Source organism: Methylobacillus glycogenes JCM 2850 (assembly GCF_000617925.1).
GTDB lineage: Bacteria > Pseudomonadota > Gammaproteobacteria > Burkholderiales > Methylophilaceae > Methylobacillus > Methylobacillus glycogenes.
Genome location: NZ_BAMT01000001.1, coordinates 79,790 through 99,592 on the forward strand (window position 1 = coordinate 79,790; position 19,803 = coordinate 99,592).

The 19,803-nt window shown below is 53.6% G+C and carries 13 protein-coding genes and 6 pseudogenes; 7 read left to right on the top strand and 12 right to left on the bottom strand.

What is annotated here, in order from left to right; genetic code table 11:
* Positions 1 to 4: 4 nt before the first annotated feature.
* The 8 genes and pseudogenes from JCM2850_RS21225 to JCM2850_RS16085 all read right to left on the bottom strand — a co-directional run.
* Positions 5 to 379 carry an RNA polymerase sigma factor gene (locus JCM2850_RS21225; protein ID WP_148301150.1) on the bottom strand — a complete coding sequence of 125 codons (375 nt, stop codon included), beginning with the start codon at positions 377 to 379 and terminating at the stop codon, positions 5 to 7.
* A complete protein-coding gene (locus tag JCM2850_RS21515) occupies positions 376 to 540 on the bottom strand; it encodes a hypothetical protein (protein WP_159105101.1) in 165 nt (54 codons plus the stop codon). The genes JCM2850_RS21225 and JCM2850_RS21515 overlap by 4 nt, the downstream gene beginning before the upstream one ends.
* Before the next feature lie 267 nt (positions 541 to 807).
* Positions 808 to 1,587 (bottom strand): phosphate ABC transporter ATP-binding protein PstB, encoded by a 780-nt coding sequence (gene pstB / locus JCM2850_RS00355; RefSeq protein WP_025869323.1) that lies wholly within the window; start codon positions 1,585 to 1,587, stop codon positions 808 to 810.
* Between the two features lie 64 nt (positions 1,588 to 1,651).
* Positions 1,652 to 2,590 carry a phosphate ABC transporter permease PstA gene (gene pstA, locus JCM2850_RS00360; protein WP_025869325.1) on the bottom strand — a complete coding sequence of 313 codons (939 nt, stop codon included), beginning with the start codon at positions 2,588 to 2,590 and terminating at the stop codon, positions 1,652 to 1,654.
* A 4-nt stretch (positions 2,591 to 2,594) separates the two neighbouring features.
* A pseudogene (gene pstC, locus JCM2850_RS16080) lies at positions 2,595 to 3,535 on the bottom strand (phosphate ABC transporter permease subunit PstC).
* A 91-nt stretch (positions 3,536 to 3,626) separates the two neighbouring features.
* A complete protein-coding gene (locus tag JCM2850_RS00370) occupies positions 3,627 to 4,643 on the bottom strand; it encodes a PstS family phosphate ABC transporter substrate-binding protein (RefSeq protein WP_025869327.1) in 1,017 nt (338 codons plus the stop codon).
* A gap of 153 nt (positions 4,644 to 4,796) precedes the next feature.
* The gene (locus tag JCM2850_RS23665) at positions 4,797 to 4,931 is read right to left on the bottom strand and encodes a PEP-CTERM sorting domain-containing protein (protein ID WP_148301151.1); all 135 of its coding nucleotides are present in this window, start codon (positions 4,929 to 4,931) and stop codon (positions 4,797 to 4,799) included.
* Between the two features lie 143 nt (positions 4,932 to 5,074).
* A pseudogene (locus JCM2850_RS16085) lies at positions 5,075 to 5,755 on the bottom strand (trypsin-like serine protease); the annotation flags it as partial.
* 174 nt (positions 5,756 to 5,929) lie between these two features.
* Here JCM2850_RS16085 and prfB point away from each other — a divergent pair.
* The 3 genes and pseudogenes from prfB (at position 5,930) to JCM2850_RS00390 (ending at position 9,598) form a co-directional block, all read left to right on the top strand.
* Positions 5,930 to 7,033: pseudogene (prfB, locus tag JCM2850_RS16090) on the top strand (peptide chain release factor 2).
* A gap of 2 nt (positions 7,034 to 7,035) precedes the next feature.
* Positions 7,036 to 8,559, top strand: a pseudogene (lysS, locus tag JCM2850_RS16095) (lysine--tRNA ligase).
* Positions 8,560 to 9,040: 481 nt separating this feature from the next.
* Positions 9,041 to 9,598, top strand: a complete 558-nt coding sequence (locus JCM2850_RS00390) for a bactofilin family protein (protein ID WP_025869330.1) — start codon at positions 9,041 to 9,043, stop codon at positions 9,596 to 9,598.
* A gap of 119 nt (positions 9,599 to 9,717) precedes the next feature.
* On the opposite strand, the gene JCM2850_RS00395 is transcribed toward JCM2850_RS00390, so the two are convergent.
* Together JCM2850_RS00395 and JCM2850_RS00400 are read right to left on the bottom strand one after the other, a co-directional pair.
* Positions 9,718 to 11,274, bottom strand: coding sequence for a SulP family inorganic anion transporter (locus tag JCM2850_RS00395; RefSeq protein ID WP_025869332.1), 1,557 nt, complete (start codon positions 11,272 to 11,274; stop codon positions 9,718 to 9,720).
* Positions 11,275 to 11,324: 50 nt separating this feature from the next.
* Positions 11,325 to 11,990 (bottom strand): carbonic anhydrase, encoded by a 666-nt coding sequence (locus JCM2850_RS00400; RefSeq protein ID WP_025869334.1) that lies wholly within the window; start codon positions 11,988 to 11,990, stop codon positions 11,325 to 11,327.
* 476 nt (positions 11,991 to 12,466) lie between these two features.
* Between JCM2850_RS00400 and JCM2850_RS00405 the strand changes: the two genes are divergently transcribed.
* From JCM2850_RS00405 to JCM2850_RS22155, 4 genes and pseudogenes are all read left to right on the top strand, one after another.
* On the top strand, positions 12,467 to 13,903 hold the full coding sequence (locus JCM2850_RS00405) for a porin (protein ID WP_025869336.1): 1,437 nt from the start codon (positions 12,467 to 12,469) through the stop codon (positions 13,901 to 13,903).
* Between the two features lie 167 nt (positions 13,904 to 14,070).
* The gene (locus tag JCM2850_RS16100) at positions 14,071 to 16,776 is read left to right on the top strand and encodes a bifunctional diguanylate cyclase/phosphodiesterase (protein WP_234406001.1); all 2,706 of its coding nucleotides are present in this window, start codon (positions 14,071 to 14,073) and stop codon (positions 16,774 to 16,776) included.
* A gap of 20 nt (positions 16,777 to 16,796) precedes the next feature.
* Positions 16,797 to 16,943: a hypothetical protein gene (locus tag JCM2850_RS22150; RefSeq protein WP_234406002.1), complete on the top strand. Its 147-nt coding sequence runs from the start codon at positions 16,797 to 16,799 to the stop codon at positions 16,941 to 16,943.
* Between the two features lie 41 nt (positions 16,944 to 16,984).
* Positions 16,985 to 17,421: pseudogene (locus JCM2850_RS22155) on the top strand (EAL domain-containing protein).
* A gap of 135 nt (positions 17,422 to 17,556) precedes the next feature.
* On the opposite strand, the gene fdx reads toward JCM2850_RS22155, so the two are convergent.
* Together fdx and hscA are read right to left on the bottom strand one after the other, a co-directional pair.
* The gene (gene fdx, locus JCM2850_RS00415; RefSeq protein WP_025869337.1) at positions 17,557 to 17,898 is read right to left on the bottom strand and encodes an ISC system 2Fe-2S type ferredoxin; all 342 of its coding nucleotides are present in this window, start codon (positions 17,896 to 17,898) and stop codon (positions 17,557 to 17,559) included.
* Positions 17,899 to 17,900: 2 nt separating this feature from the next.
* A pseudogene (gene hscA / locus JCM2850_RS16105) lies at positions 17,901 to 19,767 on the bottom strand (Fe-S protein assembly chaperone HscA).
* Positions 19,768 to 19,803 lie beyond the last annotated feature (36 nt).

A 19,803-nucleotide genomic window follows, 5' to 3' on the forward strand; every position in this document is an offset into this window, starting at 1 on the left:
ATGCTCAGGCAGCATCCTCTAACCAGGCCTGGCGTACTTCGCTAAATATCACCGCGCAGTCTACGGTGGCGCGCACCACATGTTTGGCGACGGCAGAGGGGGTGATGCTGAGCCGTTGGGCAATCTCATCGCGGCTATAGCCATAGACGCGGAACAACAGAAATACATCGCGGCGGCGTGCGGGCATGCTTTCCAGATGGGCAACCAGGCGCATGAGCAATTGCCGCTGTGCTGCCTGTTGCTCGGCTGAAGGCACGCTGTTGTGAGCTGCCTGCTGGCTACGGTCTTGCAGCCATTCCAGTACCAGTTTGTCGTGACGGCCCAGATTGATGCATAGATGGTGTGCCGCCTTGAATAACAGGGCACGTGGCGATTCTATCTGCGGAGGCTCACCCTGGCTGGCAGCGCATAGCGATAAACACGCTCAAAGCTGCTTTGGGCGATATCTGCCGCATCCTCGGCATTGCGCAGCCTGCCACGCAGGTAGTGGCCCAACTCGCGGTAGGAATGCAGCAATTCAGCGATAAGCGTGCCGGACATTGAGGATGCGCAGAAAAAAAACGCTTATGCTAAAGCAGAGGTTGATTGATATCAAGAATCATTCTTTTTATTATGTTGTTTTGCCAGCGAGGCCAGCGCATAAATCAAGCGCAGAGAGCAGGCGCAGAGAGCAGGCGCAGAGAGCAGGCGCAGAGAACAGGCGCAGAGAGCAGGCGCAGAAAGCAGGCGCAGAAAGCAGGCAGTGCCTGATCTTGAATGCAAAAAAGCCGGATTGCTCCGGCTTTTTTATTGGCAGAGGTTGGCGGTTTAACCAAATTTGCCTGTGATGTAGTCTTCGGTTTCTTTGCGGCTGGGGTTGGTGAAGATTTTGTCGGTATCGTCGTACTCAATCAGTTCACCCAGATACATATACGCGGTGTAATCGGAAACACGTGCCGCCTGCTGCATATTGTGTGTCACCACCAGAATGGTGAGCTTGTTGCGCAGTTCGGACATCAGTTCTTCGATGTTGGCCGTGGCAATTGGGTCCAGCGCCGAAGTCGGTTCATCAAACAGCATGATTTCAGGGTCGGTTGCCAGGGCACGGGCAATGCACAGACGTTGTTGCTGACCACCGGAAAGATTAAACGCTAGATCGTGCAGGCGGTTTTTAACTTCATCCCATAGTGCCGCACCCTTGAGCGCTTCTTCCACTTTGTCATCCACGGCGCGCTTGTTGCGCTCACCGCGAACACGCAAGCCATAGGCCACGTTTTCATAGATGGACTTGGGGAAAGGGTTGGGCTTTTGGAACACCATGCTGATACGCATGCGCACTTCGATAGGGTCTACACCGCTTTCGAGGATGTTTGTGTTGTCCGGGTGCATGACAATCTGGCCATCGTAGCGATTGCCAGGGTAAAGGTCATGCATGCGGTTGAAACAGCGCAGGAAGGTGGACTTGCCACAGCCGGAAGGGCCGATCAGGGCGGTAATGCGTTTTTCGTACAAAGGCATGCTGATGCCTTTGAGCGCCTTGTGACCGCTGCTGTAAAAGAAGTTCAAGTCACGTGCTTCGGCTTTGATCGGGCTAGTTGTTGTAACCATGTGTGATATGTCCTGATTCGAGTTTCTGCTTAAGGGTTAGCCTAGTTATAGCGTCAGTCTAGACTTACCACTTGATGTTCTTGCGGATGCGGTAGCGCAGCCAGATGGCGGTGCCGTTCATCAGCAGGGTAACAATGATGATAAGGGCGCCAGTAGCGGCGGCATTGATATGGAAGGCGTGGTCAGGACGCGACAGCCAGTTGAACATCTGGATCGGTAATACCGTGAAGCCAGAGCTCAGCCATTCAAAATTGATAAAGGGCGCAACATCACTCACAGGGGATGGTGGCAAGAAGGCGATAAAGGTCAACGCGCCTATGGTGATGATAGGGGCAGTTTCACCCAGCGCACGCGCCATGCCGATGATGATGCCAGTCAGAATGCCGCCGGAAGAATAATGCAGCACGTGGTGGTAAACCACTTGCCACTTGGTGGCACCCACGGCATAAGCCGCTTCACGGATGGACACTGGAATGCCGCGTATGGATTCACGTGTGGTGACGATGACGATAGGCAAAATCAGCAGACCCAGTGTGAGGCCCGCAGTCAAAATGCTTTCACCCAAACCCAGGCCGTAAACAAACAGACCCAAAGCCAGCAAACCGTAAACGATGGAAGGCACACCCGCCAGGTTGGTGACGTTGATTTCAATCAGGTCAGAGAACCAGTTCTTGGGGGCGTATTCCTCAAGGTAAACCCCGGCTGCCACACCCATGGGCACGGCAGAGAGGAAGGTCACCAGCATGACCAGCATGGAACCTACCCAGGCTGAGAGCAAACCAGCACTGCCAGCACGGCGTGATGGATAGTTGGTGAGGAAATCCAGGTTGAAGCGTGGATAGCCATCGGCCACCAGGTCGATAAACAAGGTCAGCAGGGTCAACAGGCCTATGGCCAGCGCCAGCAAACCAACGATGGAGAACAGGTAATCGTTGCGCTTGTGGCGGCGGATCATGACCCGCACTTCGGCGAGATTTTCCAGAACGGATGCTTGTGTACTCATGATTTTAGTAAGTCTCGCGGAATCTCTTGCGGGCGATATGGCCCAGAATATTGAAGGTCAGGGTCATCAGCATCAGCACCAGGCCTGCGGCAAAGATACTCTGATAACCAATGCTGCCATGCGGCAGATCGCCCATGGCTACCTGAACAATGTAAGCGGTAATGGTAGCGGCGCTTTCCATGGGGTTGAAGGTCAGGTTGGGCTGTTGACCTGCGGCCAGGGCCACTACCATGGTTTCACCCACAGCACGGGAGATGGCCATGATGTAGGCGGCGATAATGCCGGAGATGGCGGCAGGTGTTACCACGCGCACGGCGGTCTGGAAGCGGGTAGCACCCATGGCGTAAGAGCTTCGCGCATGCTCATGGGCACGGCACGCATGGCGTCTTCTGCCATGGAGCTGATGTAAGGAATGATCATAATGCCCATGACGATGCCTGGGCCCAGCATATTGAAGCCTGGCAACTCAGGGAAAATCTTTTGCAACAGTGGTGTGACAAACAGCAAGGCAAAGTAACCGAAGACCACGGTAGGTACACCTACCAGCAGCTCCAGTATAGGCTTGACGATTTCACGGGTGCGGTGCGAGGCAAACTCGGACAGGTAGATTGCACCTATGGTACCCAGAGGCACGGCCACGGACAGCGCAATAGCGGAGGTGGTCAGAGTGCCGGATACCAGCGGCAGGATGCCGTAGTGGGCATCTTCAAATAATGGGGTCCATTGGGTGTCGGTCAAAAAGTCGATGATGGACACATGGGCAAAGAAGGTGAATGACTCATACAGCAGAATCAGCACGATGGCGATAGTGGTGGCCACGGCGGAAAGAGCCGCCAGCATCAAGATAAATTCAATGACGCGTTCCAAGGCATTGCGGCGCACATTCTTGGCAAGACGGGCACTGATGGAGAGTTCTGAGGGTTTTTGTAACACTTGGCTGGTCATGATCACGTTAATAATTCGTGCATTGTAACGGAATGCCGTTATGCAGGCGATGACTGGGGGCAGTACTAGACTGCCCCCATACGGATCGCGTTTACTTGATGCGCTTCAGGAGGTCGGTGATTTTTACACCAACTTCTGGCTCGCCACCAAAGCCTGTACCAACCTTTTGGGCTTTCCAGTGCTCATTGACGGCAGTGTATTCATTGGCTGGCAATGGAATGTACTTTACTTCTTCAACCAGAGGCTTTGCGTTAGCCAGGTAGAAGTCGATGAAGGCCTTGACGTTAGGATTGTTCTTGGCAGCGTTGGCGCTGACATAGATGAACAAAGGACGGGACAAAGGCTGGTAGCTACCGTTCATGACGTTTTCACGTGATGGCAGCACAGCTGGTGCGCCTGCCTTGGCAACGATAGGCACAGCCTTGACGCGGGTGGCGTTTTCTTCGTAGTAGGCAAAGCCGAAGTAACCAGTGGCGGCTACATCATTGGCTACACCTTGCACCAGCACATTGTCATCTTCAGAAGCGGTGAAATCGCCACGGCTGGACTTGGCCTTGCCGACAATGGCTTCTGTGAAGTAGTCAAAAGTACCGGAGTCGGAACCCGCGCCAAACAGCTTCACTGGGCTATCAGGCCAGCTTGGGTTAACTTGCTTCCAGGTCTTAACCTTGCCTTGCGCTTCTGGTTCCCACAGCTTTTTCAGTTCTTCAACAGTGAAGCTCTTGATGAAGCTGTTCTTGGGGTTAACCACTACGGTCAGGGCGTCATAAGCGACTGGCAATTCGATGTAATCAATGCCTGCTGCCTTACACAATTCCATTTCCTTGGCGAGGATAGGGCGTGAAGCTTCAGAGATATCGGTCTCGCCACGGCAGAACTTCTTGAAGCCGCCGCCAGTGCCGGAGATACCAACGGTAACCTTGACTCTCTTGGCCTTCTGGAACTCTTCTGCTACGGCTTCAGTGATGGGGTATACGGTGCTGGAACCGTCTATACGTACGATGTCATTGCTGGCTGCATCTGCCTGAGGCATAGAAAATGCAGCGCTGATGAGGACAGCAACACCTGCTGCCTTCAGTATTTGGCTTGGAACAAATGGGGATTGCATAATGGCTCCGTCGATTGGTAGATGTTGCCTGCGCTGATGACTAGGCGGTTTTTACACCCGGTATGGCGGCAACGTGGCAAATATAATGAGGAAATATTTCATATTTGTGACAAATTTGCATAAAGCCCATTTTGCCTATGTAAACTTTTGTTGTCATCCCAGCTTGGCATACGTTTGCACAGGCCCATCTTTACTGCTCAAGCGGCGCAAACAAGCGCCAGTGAGCAGGGCCAAGCCCAGCAGCATGAGGGTGATTTGCTCAGGCTCGGGCACAGCAGTGACATACATCGTGTCTGGGTTGAAAGAGGCTTGCGCGGATATTGATGACAAGTTTGTTCTATCAAGCTCACCCAATTAATTTGTTGTCGTCGCAGCTCTTCTGGGTTGCTGGGCTGATAACGCAGCAAAGTAATATCTAGCCAGTCGCGAAAGGCGGTAGGTTGTACAAAGCAGGATTTATTGGTCATGCAGATGGCAGAGGCTATGCCTCCCAGCAAAGGATTTGCCTCCCCGGCGGCAGAAAGAAACAGGCCGCTGCCACTATCGCCGGACTGCAGTAATGGGTTGCCGCTGCTATGTTGATCGGCCACCACCCAATGCACAGCGTAATTGCCAGCCCAAGTAAGGGCATTCACCAGTGTGCTTTCTACATAACGGTTTTGCCATTGGCTGCCTTGCGCATTGCTACTGGCATTGGCCAAGGTAACGCTGCCTATTTGCGCCAGGTGGCTGGTTTCGAGATAGTCCAGATTGAGTGCGGTGTACTGGCTGCTGACTATGGGGGTTGCCAGATGCAGCAAGGCAAGATCATGGCCGGGAAACTGGTAACCGGGTAACACAAAGCTGGCATCTATCATGGCCTGCCCATGGCCCGAGGAAAACAGTTTGGAGGTGGTGGCAGCATGGCCCGCGGTCAATACCCAATTGGGGGCAACGAGTACGCCATCCACGCCGCCTACTATCTGACCTACCATGGGGAAATTTGTACTTGGGCTGCTGCCATTCAGCGCCAGGGCAGGCTGGACATACATGGATGCCAGGGCTAACCCGGCGATTAGCCGTATGGGCGTGAGTTGGCAGGGTTTTGTGTGGCGCATGTTTTTGTCGCGCATAAATGAGCTCTCGTTTCCTGGGGGGTAAGAATTCTCATTCTAGGCAAATGTGCTGATGACAAATACTTGCTACCAGCATGGTTTAAGACGCTTGCTCTACATATCACTCACAGCGGTATATGGTGCATTAATGTATAATTCCCGGCTTTGAATTCAGCAGGTTCGGAATCATTCATGGAAGCGGAACAACTCAATCTGATTGCCAATCGTCTAGACGATCTGGAGCAGCGTCACCAGGCCCTACGGGGGTATCTTTGACTTCGAGACCAAGCAGCAACGTCTGGAAGAAGTCTCGCAACTCCTAGAAGACCCTAACATCTGGAACGACAATGAGCGTTCGCAGAAGCTGGGCAAGGAGCGCCGTGAGCTGGAGTTTGTCGTCAAGTCGCTGACTGATGTTGATAATGGTGTGCGCGACAGCCGTGAATTGTTTGAGATGGCACGTGAAGAGAATGACGACGACACCCTGCTCAGCATAGAACGTGACAGCTTGGCGTTGGAGCAGGTGGTGGCGGAAATGGAATTCCGCCGTATGTTTGCCCATCCCATGGACCCGAATAACTGCTTCCTCGATATTCAATCTGGCTCAGGCGGTACTGAAGCCCAGGATTGGGCTTCCATGCTGTTGCGCATGTATTTGCGCTATTGCGAGAACAAGAATTTCAAGGTGGAAGTGCTGGAAGAATCCGAAGGCGATGTGGCCGGTATCAAGAGTGCCTCGCTGAAAATTTCCGGTGATTACGCCTATGGCTTCCTGCGTACCGAAAGTGGTGTACACCGTTTGGTGCGCAAATCGCCTTTCGATTCCGGCAACCGCCGCCATACCTCGTTTGCCAGTGTGTTTATCTATCCAGAAGTGGATGACTCCATTCAGGTGGAGATCAACCCGGCGGATTTGCGCATCGATACCTACCGTGCCTCGGGTGCGGGTGGTCAGCACATTAACAAAACCGATTCTGCCGTGCGTATTACCCACTTGCCGACCAATACCGTGGTGCAGTGCCAGAATGACCGTTCACAGCACCGCAACAAGGAAGAGGCCATGAATATGCTGAAGGCGCAGTTGTACGCGCTGGAGCTACGCAAGCGCAACGAAGAAAAACAAGCATGGAAGACGCCAAGACCGATATTGGCTGGGGTCACCAGATTCGTTCCTACGTGCTGGATCAATCGCGCATCAAGGATTTGCGCACCAATGTCGAGGTCGGTAATACCCAGGGTGTGCTGGATGGCGATCTGGATCCATTTATTTCTGAAAGTTTGAAGCAGGGAGTGTAAGGGTGAGTGACGTAGAGAATTCAAAGCCTAACGAGGCAGCTGGCGTAACGCAGGACGAAAACCATGTGATCGCCGAGCGCCGCGAGAAGCTCAAGGCCATACGCGAAAAAGGTGTGGCCTTCCCCAATGATTTCAAGCCTGAGCATGCTGCGCAAAGCCTGCATGACAGCTATGACGCCAGCGAAGGCGAAGCCCTGGACGCGCAACAGATTCAGGTGGCTATTGCAGGCCGCATGATGTTGAAACGCGTAATGGGTAAAGCCAGTTTTGCCACCGTGCAGGACAAAAGCGGCCGGATTCAGGTATTTGTCACGCGCGAAACCCTGGGCGAAGAAGTTTACGATGCCTTCAAGAAGTGGGATTTGGGTGACATCATTGCCGCACGCGGTGTGCTGTTCAAGACCAAGACTGGCGAGCTGTCGGTCAAGGTCAGCGAGTTACGCCTGCTGACCAAGTCCCTGCGCCCGCTGCCAGAGAAATTCCATGGCCTGGCAGATCAGGAAACCAAATACCGTCAGCGCTATGTAGACCTGATCGTCTCCGAAGATACGCGCAAGACCTTTATCAGCCGTAGCAAGATTGTTGCCGCCATCCGTGCCTTCATGCTCAGCCATGAGTTTTTGGAAGTGGAAACGCCCATGCTGCACCCTATCCCCGGTGGTGCCGCTGCCAAGCCGTTTATCACCCATCACAATGCGCTGGATATGCAAATGTATATGCGCATTCGCCCGAGCTTTACCTCAAGCGCCTGGTAGTGGGCGGCTTTGATCGCGTATTTGAGATCAACCGTAACTTCCGTAATGAAGGCTTGAGCGTACGTCACAACCCTGAATTCACCATGATGGAATTCTATGCGGCGTATACCGATTACAAATGGCTGATGGATTTCACCGAGTCCTGCATACGTGCAGCGGCGATTGCGGCCTGTGGTTCTGCCGTGGTGCAGTACCAGGGCCGTGAGCTTGATCTTGCCAAGCCATTCCAGCGCCTGACGATTGTGGGTGCCATCCAGAAATACGCCCCGCAATACACAGAGGCACAATTGCAGGATGCCACCTTCCTGCGTGCCGAGCTGAAGAAGTTTGGTGTTGAAGCCTTTGCCCACGCAGGTCTGGGCGCTTTGCAACTGGCCTTGTTTGAAGAAACCGCAGAAAGCCAGCTGTGGGAGCGACTTACATCATCGATTACCCAGTTGAGGTTTCACCGCTGGCACGTGCCTCGGATAGCAACCCTGCGATTACTGAGCGCTATGAGTTGTTTATCACTGGCCGTGAAATTGCCAATGGTTTCTCTGAGTTGAATGATGCTGAAGACCAGGCCGCACGTTTCCATGCCCAGGTAGCCGCCAAGGAAGCAGGCGATGATGAAGCCATGTATTACGATGCAGACTTTATCCGCGCCCTGGAATACGCCTGCCCCCTACAGGCGGCTGCGGCATAGGCATAGACCGTTTGGTCATGCTGCTGACCGATAGCGCGAGCATCCGTGATGTGATTCTGTTCCCGCATATGCGGCCTGAACACTAAACCGCACCAAGCTAACGCTAAGCTTAATTTTTGCGCTACACATACTCAGGCCGGGTTTCCCGGCCTTTTTGTTTTTGCGCGCTGCAATGTGTGAACTAGTGATATGTGACAAGGCGTGTAGGTGTTTGGCTATGTTGCCTGTGAGCGACAAGGCAAGAAGTTGTAGGAGGCTGTAACTTGCGCCCAGCCTTGTGCTGCAAGGATATTAGCGTGATTGACGCTATAGGTGGCGCTGGCGCTAGATGCTGCTGGTTATAAGTAAGAGCGGATAGGCGAGTGTTACCTAGCCAGGCCAGCCCAGCATGTCGTAGATGAGCGACGATTCACGGCGCATTTTCGAGCAAAGGATTAGCTGGTTTTTTCAAATTACTGAAACATAAGGATTTTTGTTGTCGGGCACAGGGCTTGCTAACTCAAGGAGGGTCTGGATACGGCCATCAGGCTGTATCACCCTGTCATTATTCATAGCGAGGTTTATCACATGCTCAACAAGCAAGGTCTTTTCAATCGTTCTTCCAACCAGCCTGGCAATAACCCTATCGCTTCCACGCCGCTCAATACCAGGCCAGATCCTACGCCTGTGGCCTCCCATGTTCCTAGCCACGTTAACCCCATCAGCACTAGTACTGCCCCCAAGGTTGAAAGCAAGCCCGGTGAAGGCCTGAGTGCTGATGTCACCACTGGCAGCCGCCTGATTGTTGGCCCTGATGTCAAACTCAAGGGCGCTGAAATTCAAGACTGCGATATTCTGGTGGTTGAAGGCAGGGTAGAGGCAACCATGGACAGCCGCGTGATTCAGATTGCCGAGCATGGCGCGTTTTCTGGCAAGGTAGGCATTGATGTGGCCGAGGTACATGGCAATTTCGAGGGTGAATTGACCGCACGTAGCCAATTGATCATTCATGCGACAGGGCGTGTGAGTGGCAAGATTCGTTACGGCAAGATTCTGATTGAGGAAGGTGGCGAACTTTCAGGCGATATTGCCTCGCTGGTATCGGAAGAGCAGGGCAAGGTAAAGCGCATACAGTCCGCCTCTTGATGCGGCCTTACTAAGCCAAGGCCAGCAGGCCCAGGCAATAAAAAAGCCCCGTGAGGGGCTTTTTTATTGCCTGGAAATAATTGCCTGAAACATACAGGCCTCCAGGTTTAAGCAGAACGCTAGCCGTTGATCGCGGCAGCTTCCTTGGTGTGGTACTTGCTGATCAAGCTGTCCCACTCTATGGTGACCTTGCCACCTGTGAGCTGGTACTGCTTTTGCCAGCCATTGATCAACTCTATGCAAGCATGGTCGATATATTCCAGATCATCAAACTGCACGCTGATATCACGGCCAACATCCAGCTTATCCAGCACGCTGACCAGCTTGGGAATACCCAGCAGGGTGGCAGAGCCCTTGAGGTGCAGAATGGTTTGCTGGCTGTTGGGGATGTGTTCAGCCTTGATGGAAACATGGGAGAACACATACAACAGCTTGGCGATAGACAACGCCAGACCAGTAATCACGCCTGCCAGCAGATTGAAGCTGACGATGGTGATAATGGTGATGATGTAGATTGCCAGTTCAGGCTTGCCATAGGCCAGCAGCTCTTTGGCCACCTTGGGATAAGCCAGTTTGTAGCCTGTGTAGACCAATACACCCGCCAATGTGGCTACCGGAATATATTCCAGCGTGAACAGGAAGATGCTGATGAACAACAAGAGCCAGGTGCCGTGCATGATGGTAGAAGCGCGGCTGGTAGCCCCGGCTTCGACGTTGGCGCTGGAACGTACAATCACGCCTGTCATCGGCAAGGCGCTGAGGAAACCGCAAATTGCGTTACCTATGCCTTGCGCCATCAATTCCCTATCGTACTTGGTACGCTGACCCTGGTGCATCTGGTCAACCGCAGCGCAAGACAGCAGAGACTCGGCACTGGCAATAAAGGCCAGCGAGATCACCGCCACCAGTACACCCGCAGTCATGGAAGCTTCTACCGTACCCATATGCGGGATGATGATGGTGCCAAGAATGTTTTGCAGATCAGTTGGGCCATCAAACAAATCGGTCAGGTACTTGATGTCGAAGCCGAATACATTGGCCACGATCACGGACAACACCACGCCGATCAAAGCCCCAGGAATCAGCTTGAAGCGGGCTGGCGCAAAGCGCGTCCACAGTACGATGGAGATAATGGTCAAGAGGCCTATGCTGGCGGCGTAAATGTTACCGCCGTGCGATTCAAAGGTTTCCAGCAGGCCATTGGGGATATCCAGCAGGTTCTTGATGCCACTGGAAAGTGGATCACGATCCAGCATGATATGGAATTGCGAGCCTATGATCAGGATACCGATACCGCCCAACATGCCATGAATCACGGCAGGGGAGATGGCGCGGAACCATACCCCTAGCTTGAATACACCTGCCAGAATCTGCACACCACCTGCCAGCAGCACGATGATGCCGTAAACAGCAATGCCGAATTCAGCGACGATATCCGCCACGATCACCACCAAGCCAGCGGCAGGGCCACTGACGGTCAAGGGCGAGCCGGAAATCGAACCCACGATAATGCCACCAATAATGCCGGTGATAATGCCTGCGGTCGGCGGCAGGCCAGAAGCGATGGCGATACCCAGACAAAGGGGAACCGCCACCAGAAATACCACTATGGACGCAAAGAAATCTTTGCTGAAGCTACTGCTGGGAGCAGTAGCCGTGGAAGTTTGAGTTGTCATGCCAGTGTTGTCCTGAAAATAGGGTTACGCGTATTGCGTGCGCTGCCAGGCTAGTTTTGTACCAGCGGATGGTCGGAGCTGAAAATCTGGTATTGCTCAGGGAAGTTGACTTCCGCAGTCGCGAGGTCATATACGCCACCCACAATGCCGATCTGGCCCTGGTTCAGCATATCGCGCAGGATGTCGCTGGAGTTCCAGATGGTGTCGATCTGTGTTTTGACGTTAAGGGTGCAGACATGGCCAACAAATTCGTTATTGGCTGAGCTGCGGTTTTCCTTGGTTTCGGTTTCTGCTTCAACCGCAGGGAAGATCATCTTGGTGATTTCACCAATATGGCCGCCAGTAAAGCCATCGCAGGCTGCCTTAACCGCGCCGCAGTTGGTGTGGCCGAGTACCACAATCAATTTGCTGCCCAGATATTTGCAGGAGTATTCCAAGCTGCCTATGGCCTTGCGTGAAGCAATATTGCCTGCCAGACGTACGCTGAAAAGATCGCCCAGGCCTTGATCAAAGATCAGCTCGGTTGCGGTGCGGGAATCGCTGCAGCTAAGAATGGCAGCGAAAGGATGTTGTTTTTCCTTGGTGATGTTGACCACATTAAGCAGGTCACGATGCGCAGAAATGTTCTGGGTGAAGCGTTGATTGCCTTCCAACAGTATGGTCAGGGCTTCTTGTGGCGACATCTTTTCACGGTCTTGCAGAGGGTGCTTATACATATATTTGTTTCCCCGGGTAAGTTAATAAAAGCACGGAATTTAGGGGTAAATTCGGCTTGATTTCAAACGAAATGACGGACTAAGGGTCATTTTCACAGTGTATTGACATGATTATTATAGATAAATTTCATTGTTTCTATAAAAAAGATTTTGTAAGGAAATGTAAGTTTATGTCAGTTTTACTGTAAAAAAACCTACACATCATGCAGTTAAACCATGACAGATTAATGAAAAATAATTGGAAAATTAACGTCTGACTAGTTCTTTCTTGGTCGTGACAATTTTGTCTCAGTCACAAAACTGTCATTTTTCTTACATTCACCAGTCACATTTCAACCACATACTGCACGCCGAGATCACTGCTGACAGGGTTTTAACCTGACAGGGTGCTGAATGATGGCGTAGACCATCATGTTTGGGAGGTATCAACCTGGTTGATATCAGCTTAGTAAAGTGCGTTTAACAAAGTGATTGCGATGAACACCAATTCAATCCTCAAGGCTGCAGTACTGGCCGCTTTAATGACTACGGCCTCAGCCACTGCAATGGCCGATGGTCAAACTCTGGAATTATATGTGGATTCGACCACCAAGCAGATTTTCTCTGAGCCTGGTCCTAACCGCGTGAAGATGGGTACTTTCAAGCCTGTGGATGCCGCTGCTGAAGCAGCAGGCGCAAACAGTGCCGGGATTGATTTTGCAGAAATGCAGCACAATCTTGAAGTTAAGCAACGTGAGCTTGAAGACAAGCTGGACAAGATTGCCATGGCACCAGCTCCCAAGCCTGCTGCTAAGAACTGGTCAGACACCATGAAGGTGCGTGGCTATGTGCAGATTCGTAGCAACCCGATTATCGGCGGTGACCGCGAAATTGCGCACCAAGCTGACCGTTCCATCGGTGAAAACACCAATTTCATGATTCGTCGTATGCGCCTGATCTTCTCTGGCGATATTGGCGAGCGTTTGTCTTACTATATTCAGCCTGACTTCGCCAGCCGCGCTTCCGGCAACAACAACAGCGAAATCGGCAATATTGCTCAACTGCGTGATGCCTACGGTGATATTTACCTGACCAAAGACCGGGTACATAGACTGCGCGTAGGTCAATCCAAGATCCCTTACAGCTTTGAAAACCTGCAGTCCAGTCAAAACCGTATCGCGCTGGATCGTAACGATGCGCTGAACAGCTGCTGCAAGGACGAGCGTGACCTCGGTGCCTTCTACTACTGGACGCCTACAGACAAGCAGGAAATGTTCAAGTATCTGGTGGATAGCGGCCTCAAGGGCTCGGGCAACTACGGTGTGTTCGCCTTCGGTGCCTATAACGGTACTGGTGCCAACCGCTCTGAGAACAACGACAACCTGCACTTGGTTTCGCGTTTCACTTATCCGGTCAAGTTTGAAAACGGCCAAATTTTTGAAGCTGGTATCCAGGCAATTCACGGTACTTTCAAGCCTTCACGCAGCGGTACCGTGGCGGCTGACTCCAAGACTGATGGTTTCAAGGATCAGCGCGTAGGTCTGCACGCCGTGCTTTACCCACAGCCTTTCGGTCTGCAAGCTGAATGGAACTGGGGCAAGGGCCCAGGTTTGAATGATGCAGGCACTCGCATTGAAGAGCAGTCGCTCAATGGTGGCTATATTCAGGCGATGTACCGTGTGAAAGACTTCTACGGTTATGGTGTGCTGATTCCATTCATCAAGTGGCAATACTTTGATGGCGCGCAAAAGTTTGAAACCAATGCACCGCAAAATCATGTCAAGGATTGGGAAGCTGGTTTCGAGTGGCAGCCTGTACCGGAAATCGAGTTCACGGCTTACTACTCCAAGCTGGATCGCAACAATCTGGCCACCGCGCCTTACAGCAAGTACAACACCGACATCTTGCGCATGCAATTGCAATATAACTTCTGATCCAAGCTGATGATTAGTTAAGGTTGCCAAGAGAAAAAGCCCGCCTAGTGCGGGCTTTTTATTTGATGACAAGTTTTATTCGCAGGGTAGGAATTTACAACTACAATACTTTCATTATGTATATATCAAGCCACCAGCCTGTCAACAAGAGCAGGCCGATTCGATATTTGCTGACGTTGATGGTGGTCGCTGCCGCTTATTTTCTGCTTGGGCAAACGGCGATCCAGTTGGGCGTGCCCAAGACCATCGCCACCTTTATCTGGCCGCCTGCGGGGTTTGCCCTGGCGATATTGATTATTGCCGGGCGGCGTTTATGGCCTGGCCTGTTGCTTGGGGCCATTGTCACTGAATACGCGGTAGGGCTGCCGCTAGAGGTGGCCATCACCATCGCGCTGGGCAATGTGGCGGGCGCGCTACTGGCGCATTACCTGCTGACCCGCAAACTGCAATTTGAACCCAGCTTGAGCCGCTTGCGTGATTTGCTGGCCTTGATCTTTGCCGGGGTGGGGCTGGCACCGCTGGTCGGCGCCGTGGTGGCGCTGCTGAGCTTGCGCTATGGCGGCATTATTGTCGATGAAACCTGGGAGCTGGTGCTGCAATGGTGGATGGGGGATGCGCTCAGCATCATGCTGTTTACCCCGGCCATTCTCGCCTGCGTTTACTACGAGCCCATACGCTGGAGCCGCATGAAGCGCGTGGAGGCGCTGGTGCTGTTCTCTGGTCTGTTTGGCCTGTGCGTGCTGGCCTTCTTTGGCATGTTGTCACAATCGCTCACCGAGTTTGAGGCCAAGGCTTTCCTGATTTTTCCGCTGGTCATCTGGGCGGCTTTGAGTTTTCACCAGCGCGGTGCAGCGCTGGCTTCCCTGCTGCTCGCCATTACTGCCCAACTTGGCGCAGTTGGCTTCCAGGGGTATTTCAGTTTGGGCGTGGCCAGTGCGGATATGTTCAGCTACTGGGTGTTTGTGCTGGTGACAGTTTCCACCGGGGTAGGGCTGTCTGGCCTCAATGTCGGCCGCTTGCACGCCGGACAACGGCTCAAGCAGCAGCTTGGGCTATATAACGCTCTCATCAACGCACAGTCTGACGCAGGTGAAGGCGTGGTGGTCATTGAGCATGGCAAGATCATCTATGCCAATGAAGCAGCCTGGAAGATAGGCGGTTACGACCCGCGCGATGTGCCCATGGGCTCGGATTTTCTCACCTTGATTCACCCTTCAGACCGTCAGCGCGTGGCCGAGCATTATTTATCACGCTTGCAGGGCGACCATGCGCCCAGCCGTTATGAGGCTTTGGGCCTGAGCAAGGCAGGCCGTGCCATTCCGATTGAAGTGGCCGCCGCCAATTATCGTGATGGCAGTGAGCGCGTGGTGGTGCTGATTATCGATATCAGCAGCCGCAAGCAGGCAGAAGAAGCCTTGCTGCAAAGCCGTGCGGATTATCGCGAGCTGGTGGAGTCGGTGCAGGCGATTGTCTGGCGTGCCACACCAGATGGCGCATTTACTTTTGTCAGCCAGGAAGCAGAAACCTTGCTGGGATATCCGCTGAGTGACTGGACCAGCAATACGCGCTTCTGGCTGGAAAAGCTGCATGCGGATGACAGGGAATGGGTCAGCGAATTTTGCAGCACAGAGACTGAAGCCCTGCGCAATCATGTCATGGATTACCGCATGCTGGCGGCCGATGGCCGCGTGGTGTGGCTGCAGGATATGGTGCGCGTGATCCCCAACCGCTTTGGCAAGCCGCAGGAACTGGTGGGGGTGATGCTGGACATTACCGCACGCAAGGAAGCCGAGCTGAGCCTACGTTTATCCAAACAGGTGTTCGAGAACACGGCCGAAGCCATCATGATTGCCGATATCAACCTGGTGGTGCTGGATGTCAATCAGTCCTATCTCGATATCACCGCCTATGCTCGTGAGGAAAGCGTGGGCCAGCGCCTGCGCCTCATGGATGAGATAGGCGAGGGCGATCGCACCATAGGTAGCCTGGTGCAGGAGCATGGCAAGTGGATGGGCGAATTGCTGGCGCGCAAGAAAACCGGGGAATACTACCCGCAGTGGGTCTCCATCAGCACCGTGCAGGACAGCAAAGGCGTGGTGCAACATTATGTGGCGGTGCTGACGGATATCAGCCAGCGCAAGCAGTCAGAAGAGCGCCTGCAATTCCTTGCCACGCATGATGCCCTGACTGGCCTGCCTAACCGCGCCTTGTTGCAGGAGCGTATAGAGTTGGCCTTGTTGCGCGCCCAACGCTATCAATGCAAGGCAGGTATTTTGTTTATCGATCTTGATAGATTCAAGATCATCAACGACACCCTGGGACATCAGGCGGGCGATATGCTGCTGCAAGAGGCAGCCCGCCGCCTCAAGGATTGCCTGCGCCTCACCGATACCATTGCGCGCCAGGGTGGAGACGAGTTTGTGGTGCTGGTGGAAGACTTCACCGATTCGCAGTATCTGGGTGGGGTGGCGCGCAAAATCATGCATGCGCTGGCGCAGCCGTTTATCCTTATGCAGCAAGAGCTCTATATCAGCGCCAGCATAGGCATCAGCGTGTTCCCCGATGACGGCGTGGATATCTTCTCCTTGTTGAAGAACGCTGATATGGCGATGTATAGAGCCAAGGACGATGGCAAGAACACCTTCCATTACTACTCTGCTGATAGCAATGTGCACAGCGTAGAGCGCCTGACACTGGAAAACGGCTTGCGCCGTGCGCTGGAGCGTGAAGAGTTTACCCTGCACTATCAGGCCAAGCTGGACCTCAACGATCAAAGCATCATAGGTGCCGAAGCCTTGATACGCTGGCACAGCGCAGAGTTGGGCATGATCTCACCGCAGGACTTTATACCCATAGCCGAAGAAACCGGCTGATCATAGACATAGGTGCCTGGGTGGTGAATCAGGCCTGCAAGGATGCATACGCCTGGCAAGCCGTGGCTGACAGGCCAATACGCGTAGGTGTGAACTTGTCTGCGCGCCAGTTCCGTGAGGATAGCCTGCATGATGTTATTAGCGAGGCGCTGGAAGATACCGGCTAACGCCGGATTGCCTGGAGCTGGAAATCACCGAGAGCATGATCATGCAGAATGCCGAACATGCCAGCGAGATATTGCAGCACTTCCGCGATATGGGCACGCATGTGCTGATTGATGATTTTGGCACTGGCTATTCTTCGCTGGGTTATCTCAAGCACTTCCCTATAGATTCACTGAAGATTGACCGCTCGTTTGTGCGCGATGTACCGCAGGACAGCATGATGCTGCCATTACCCAGGCCATTATCGCCATGGCACACAGCCTGAAGATCAAGGTGGTGGCAGAAGGCGTGGAAAATCAGGCCCAGCTGGACTTCCTGCGCGATCAGGGCTGCGATCAGTTACAAGGCTTTATCTTCAGCCGCCCATTGAATGCCACCGACTTCCTCGCCATGCTGCGCTTTGACGTGGCGAGACGCGCGGGGCGTACTTACATTGCCGATATGCAGGATTTCACGGAAGAAGCCTTACTCACCGAGTAAAGGCAGTGCTGAATCGCACGCAGCCAGCTTGATGCTGTGCCTAGAAAGACCCAGGGCCAGCTATGCTGGCCCTGATAATAATGCGTCAGCAAAGCTGACCTTGATGTTAATGCTCCAGAAAAGCGTAACCTAGCGCTAGTGCGGTGGTTCCTTCGCCAGGTTAAGCGAGTAGAGTGGAATCTCGACCACCACATCTTTGTCACCAATGATGGCCTGGCAGGAAAGGCGGGAATTAGCCTTGAGGCCCCAGGCCTGATCCAGCATGTCTTCTTCGTTTTCATCCGGCTCAGACAGGCTGTTATAGCCTTCCTTGATATAGACATGGCAGGTGGTACAGGCGCAGACGCCACCACAGGCGCTATCTACATCCACATGCTGCTTTTGCAGATTATGACAAATGGAGCGGTCAGGCTGCGCCTCGAAAGTGACACCCTCGGGGCAAAGTTCGGGGTGGGGAAGTACGGTAATCTTGGCCATGCCTAAAGCTCCAATGTGTTCAACGACTGCCCGGCAAGCGCCTGCCTCACCGAGGCATCCATGCGTCGGGCGGCAAAGGTTTCAGTCGCTTGGTTAAGGGCTTCCACGGCCTTGTGGATCGCATGATGATCTTGCTGTTGCGCCAGCTCGCGCAGTTGCAGCATTTCGGTGAGGATGGCTTGCAGCTCATCCTGCTCAGCAGGCGTTCGCCATCCTGGCGTAATGCAGCTTCTATCGCTTCCAGTAATCGCGCTGCATCAACGCGGGCTTCCTGTAGCGCACGTGCCTGCTTATCGGCTTCTGCCGTGCCAAACGAGGCTTGCAGCATGCTGGTGATCTGTTCTTCATTCAGGCCATAAGAGGGCTTGACCATGATATTGGCTTCCACCCCGCTAGCTTGCTCACGCGCAGAGACCGATAGCAAGCCATCGGCATCTACCTGGAAGGTCACGCGGATACGCGCTGCCCCTGCTGCCATGGGCGGAATGCCACGCAATTCAAAGCGGGCCAGGGAGCGGTTATCTGCCACCAGTTCGCGCTCGCCTTGCAGCACGTGAATACTCATGGCGGTCTGACCATCCTTGAAGGTGGTGAAATCCTGCGCGCGGGCCAGCGGCAAGGTGGCATTGCGCGGAATAACTTTCTCCACCAGGCCGCCCATGGTTTCCAGGCCCAGGGACAGGGGAATCACATCCAGCAGCAACAGGTCTTCATCGCTGCGGTTACCCGCCAGTACATTGGCTTGAATCGCAGCGCCAAGCGCTACCACTTGATCTGGGTCCAGATTGGTTAGCGGCGGCTTGCCAAAGAATTGCGCCACTGCCTGACGCACTTGCGGCATGCGGGTGGCACCGCCCACCAGCACTATGCCTTTGACTTCATCCAGCTCCAGGCTGGCATCGCGCAAGGCCTTGCGTACCGGGCTGATGGTACGGTTGATCAATTGCTGACTGAGCGTGTGGAATTCAGATTGCGTTAATTGCAGGTCTAAGACTTCACCAGAAGAAAGCACGGCCGTGATGCTGGCCACGCTGTGCTCGGTCAGCCATTCCTTGGCCTCTCTGGCCTTGGTCATGAGCAAGCGGGTATCGGCAGCGCCCAGGGGTTGCAAGCCGGCTTGCTCCAGCACCCAGCAGAAAATACGTCTGTCGAAATCATCACCACCCAGGCAGAGTCGCCATTGGTGGCTAATACCTCAAACACGCCCTTGGATAAACGCAAGATGGAGACATCAAACGTGCCGCCACCCAGATCGTAAATGACGTAAATGCCTTCAGCGGCATTATCCAGGCCATAAGCCACTGCGGCAGCCGTCGGTTCATTCAGCAGACGCAGTACATTGAGGCCAGCCAGGCGCGCGGCATCCTTGGTGGCCTGGCGTTGGGTATCATCGAAATAAGCGGGTACGGTAATAACGGCACCTGTGAGTTCGCCACCCAGGGATTTTTCTGCTCTTTCCTTCAATGCGCGCAGAATATCGGCCGATATCTGCACCGGGCTTTTGATGCCTGCACGGGTTTCCAGTTGCACCATGCCAGGGGCATCAATAAAACGGTAGGGCAGATGAGTGGTATCGCCAATATCATTCAAGCCACGGCCCAATAGACGCTTCACAGAGACTATGGTGTTATGCGGGTCCAGGCTTTGTTGCTGCTGCGCGGCATAGCCCACTTCAAGCTGCTCATCTGCACCGTAATGCACAATGGATGGCAGCAGGGCACGGCCAGCCTCGTCCAGCAATACCGTGCTCAAGCCGCTGCGTACTGTGGCCACCAGGGAATTGGTGGTGCCCAGGTCTATGCCCACCGCCAGCCTGTGCTGGTGCGGTGCGGCGCTCATGCCTGGTTCTGATATTTGTAGTAAAGCCATAACGCCTGTTTACTCGTTTTCCAAATGACTACTCGT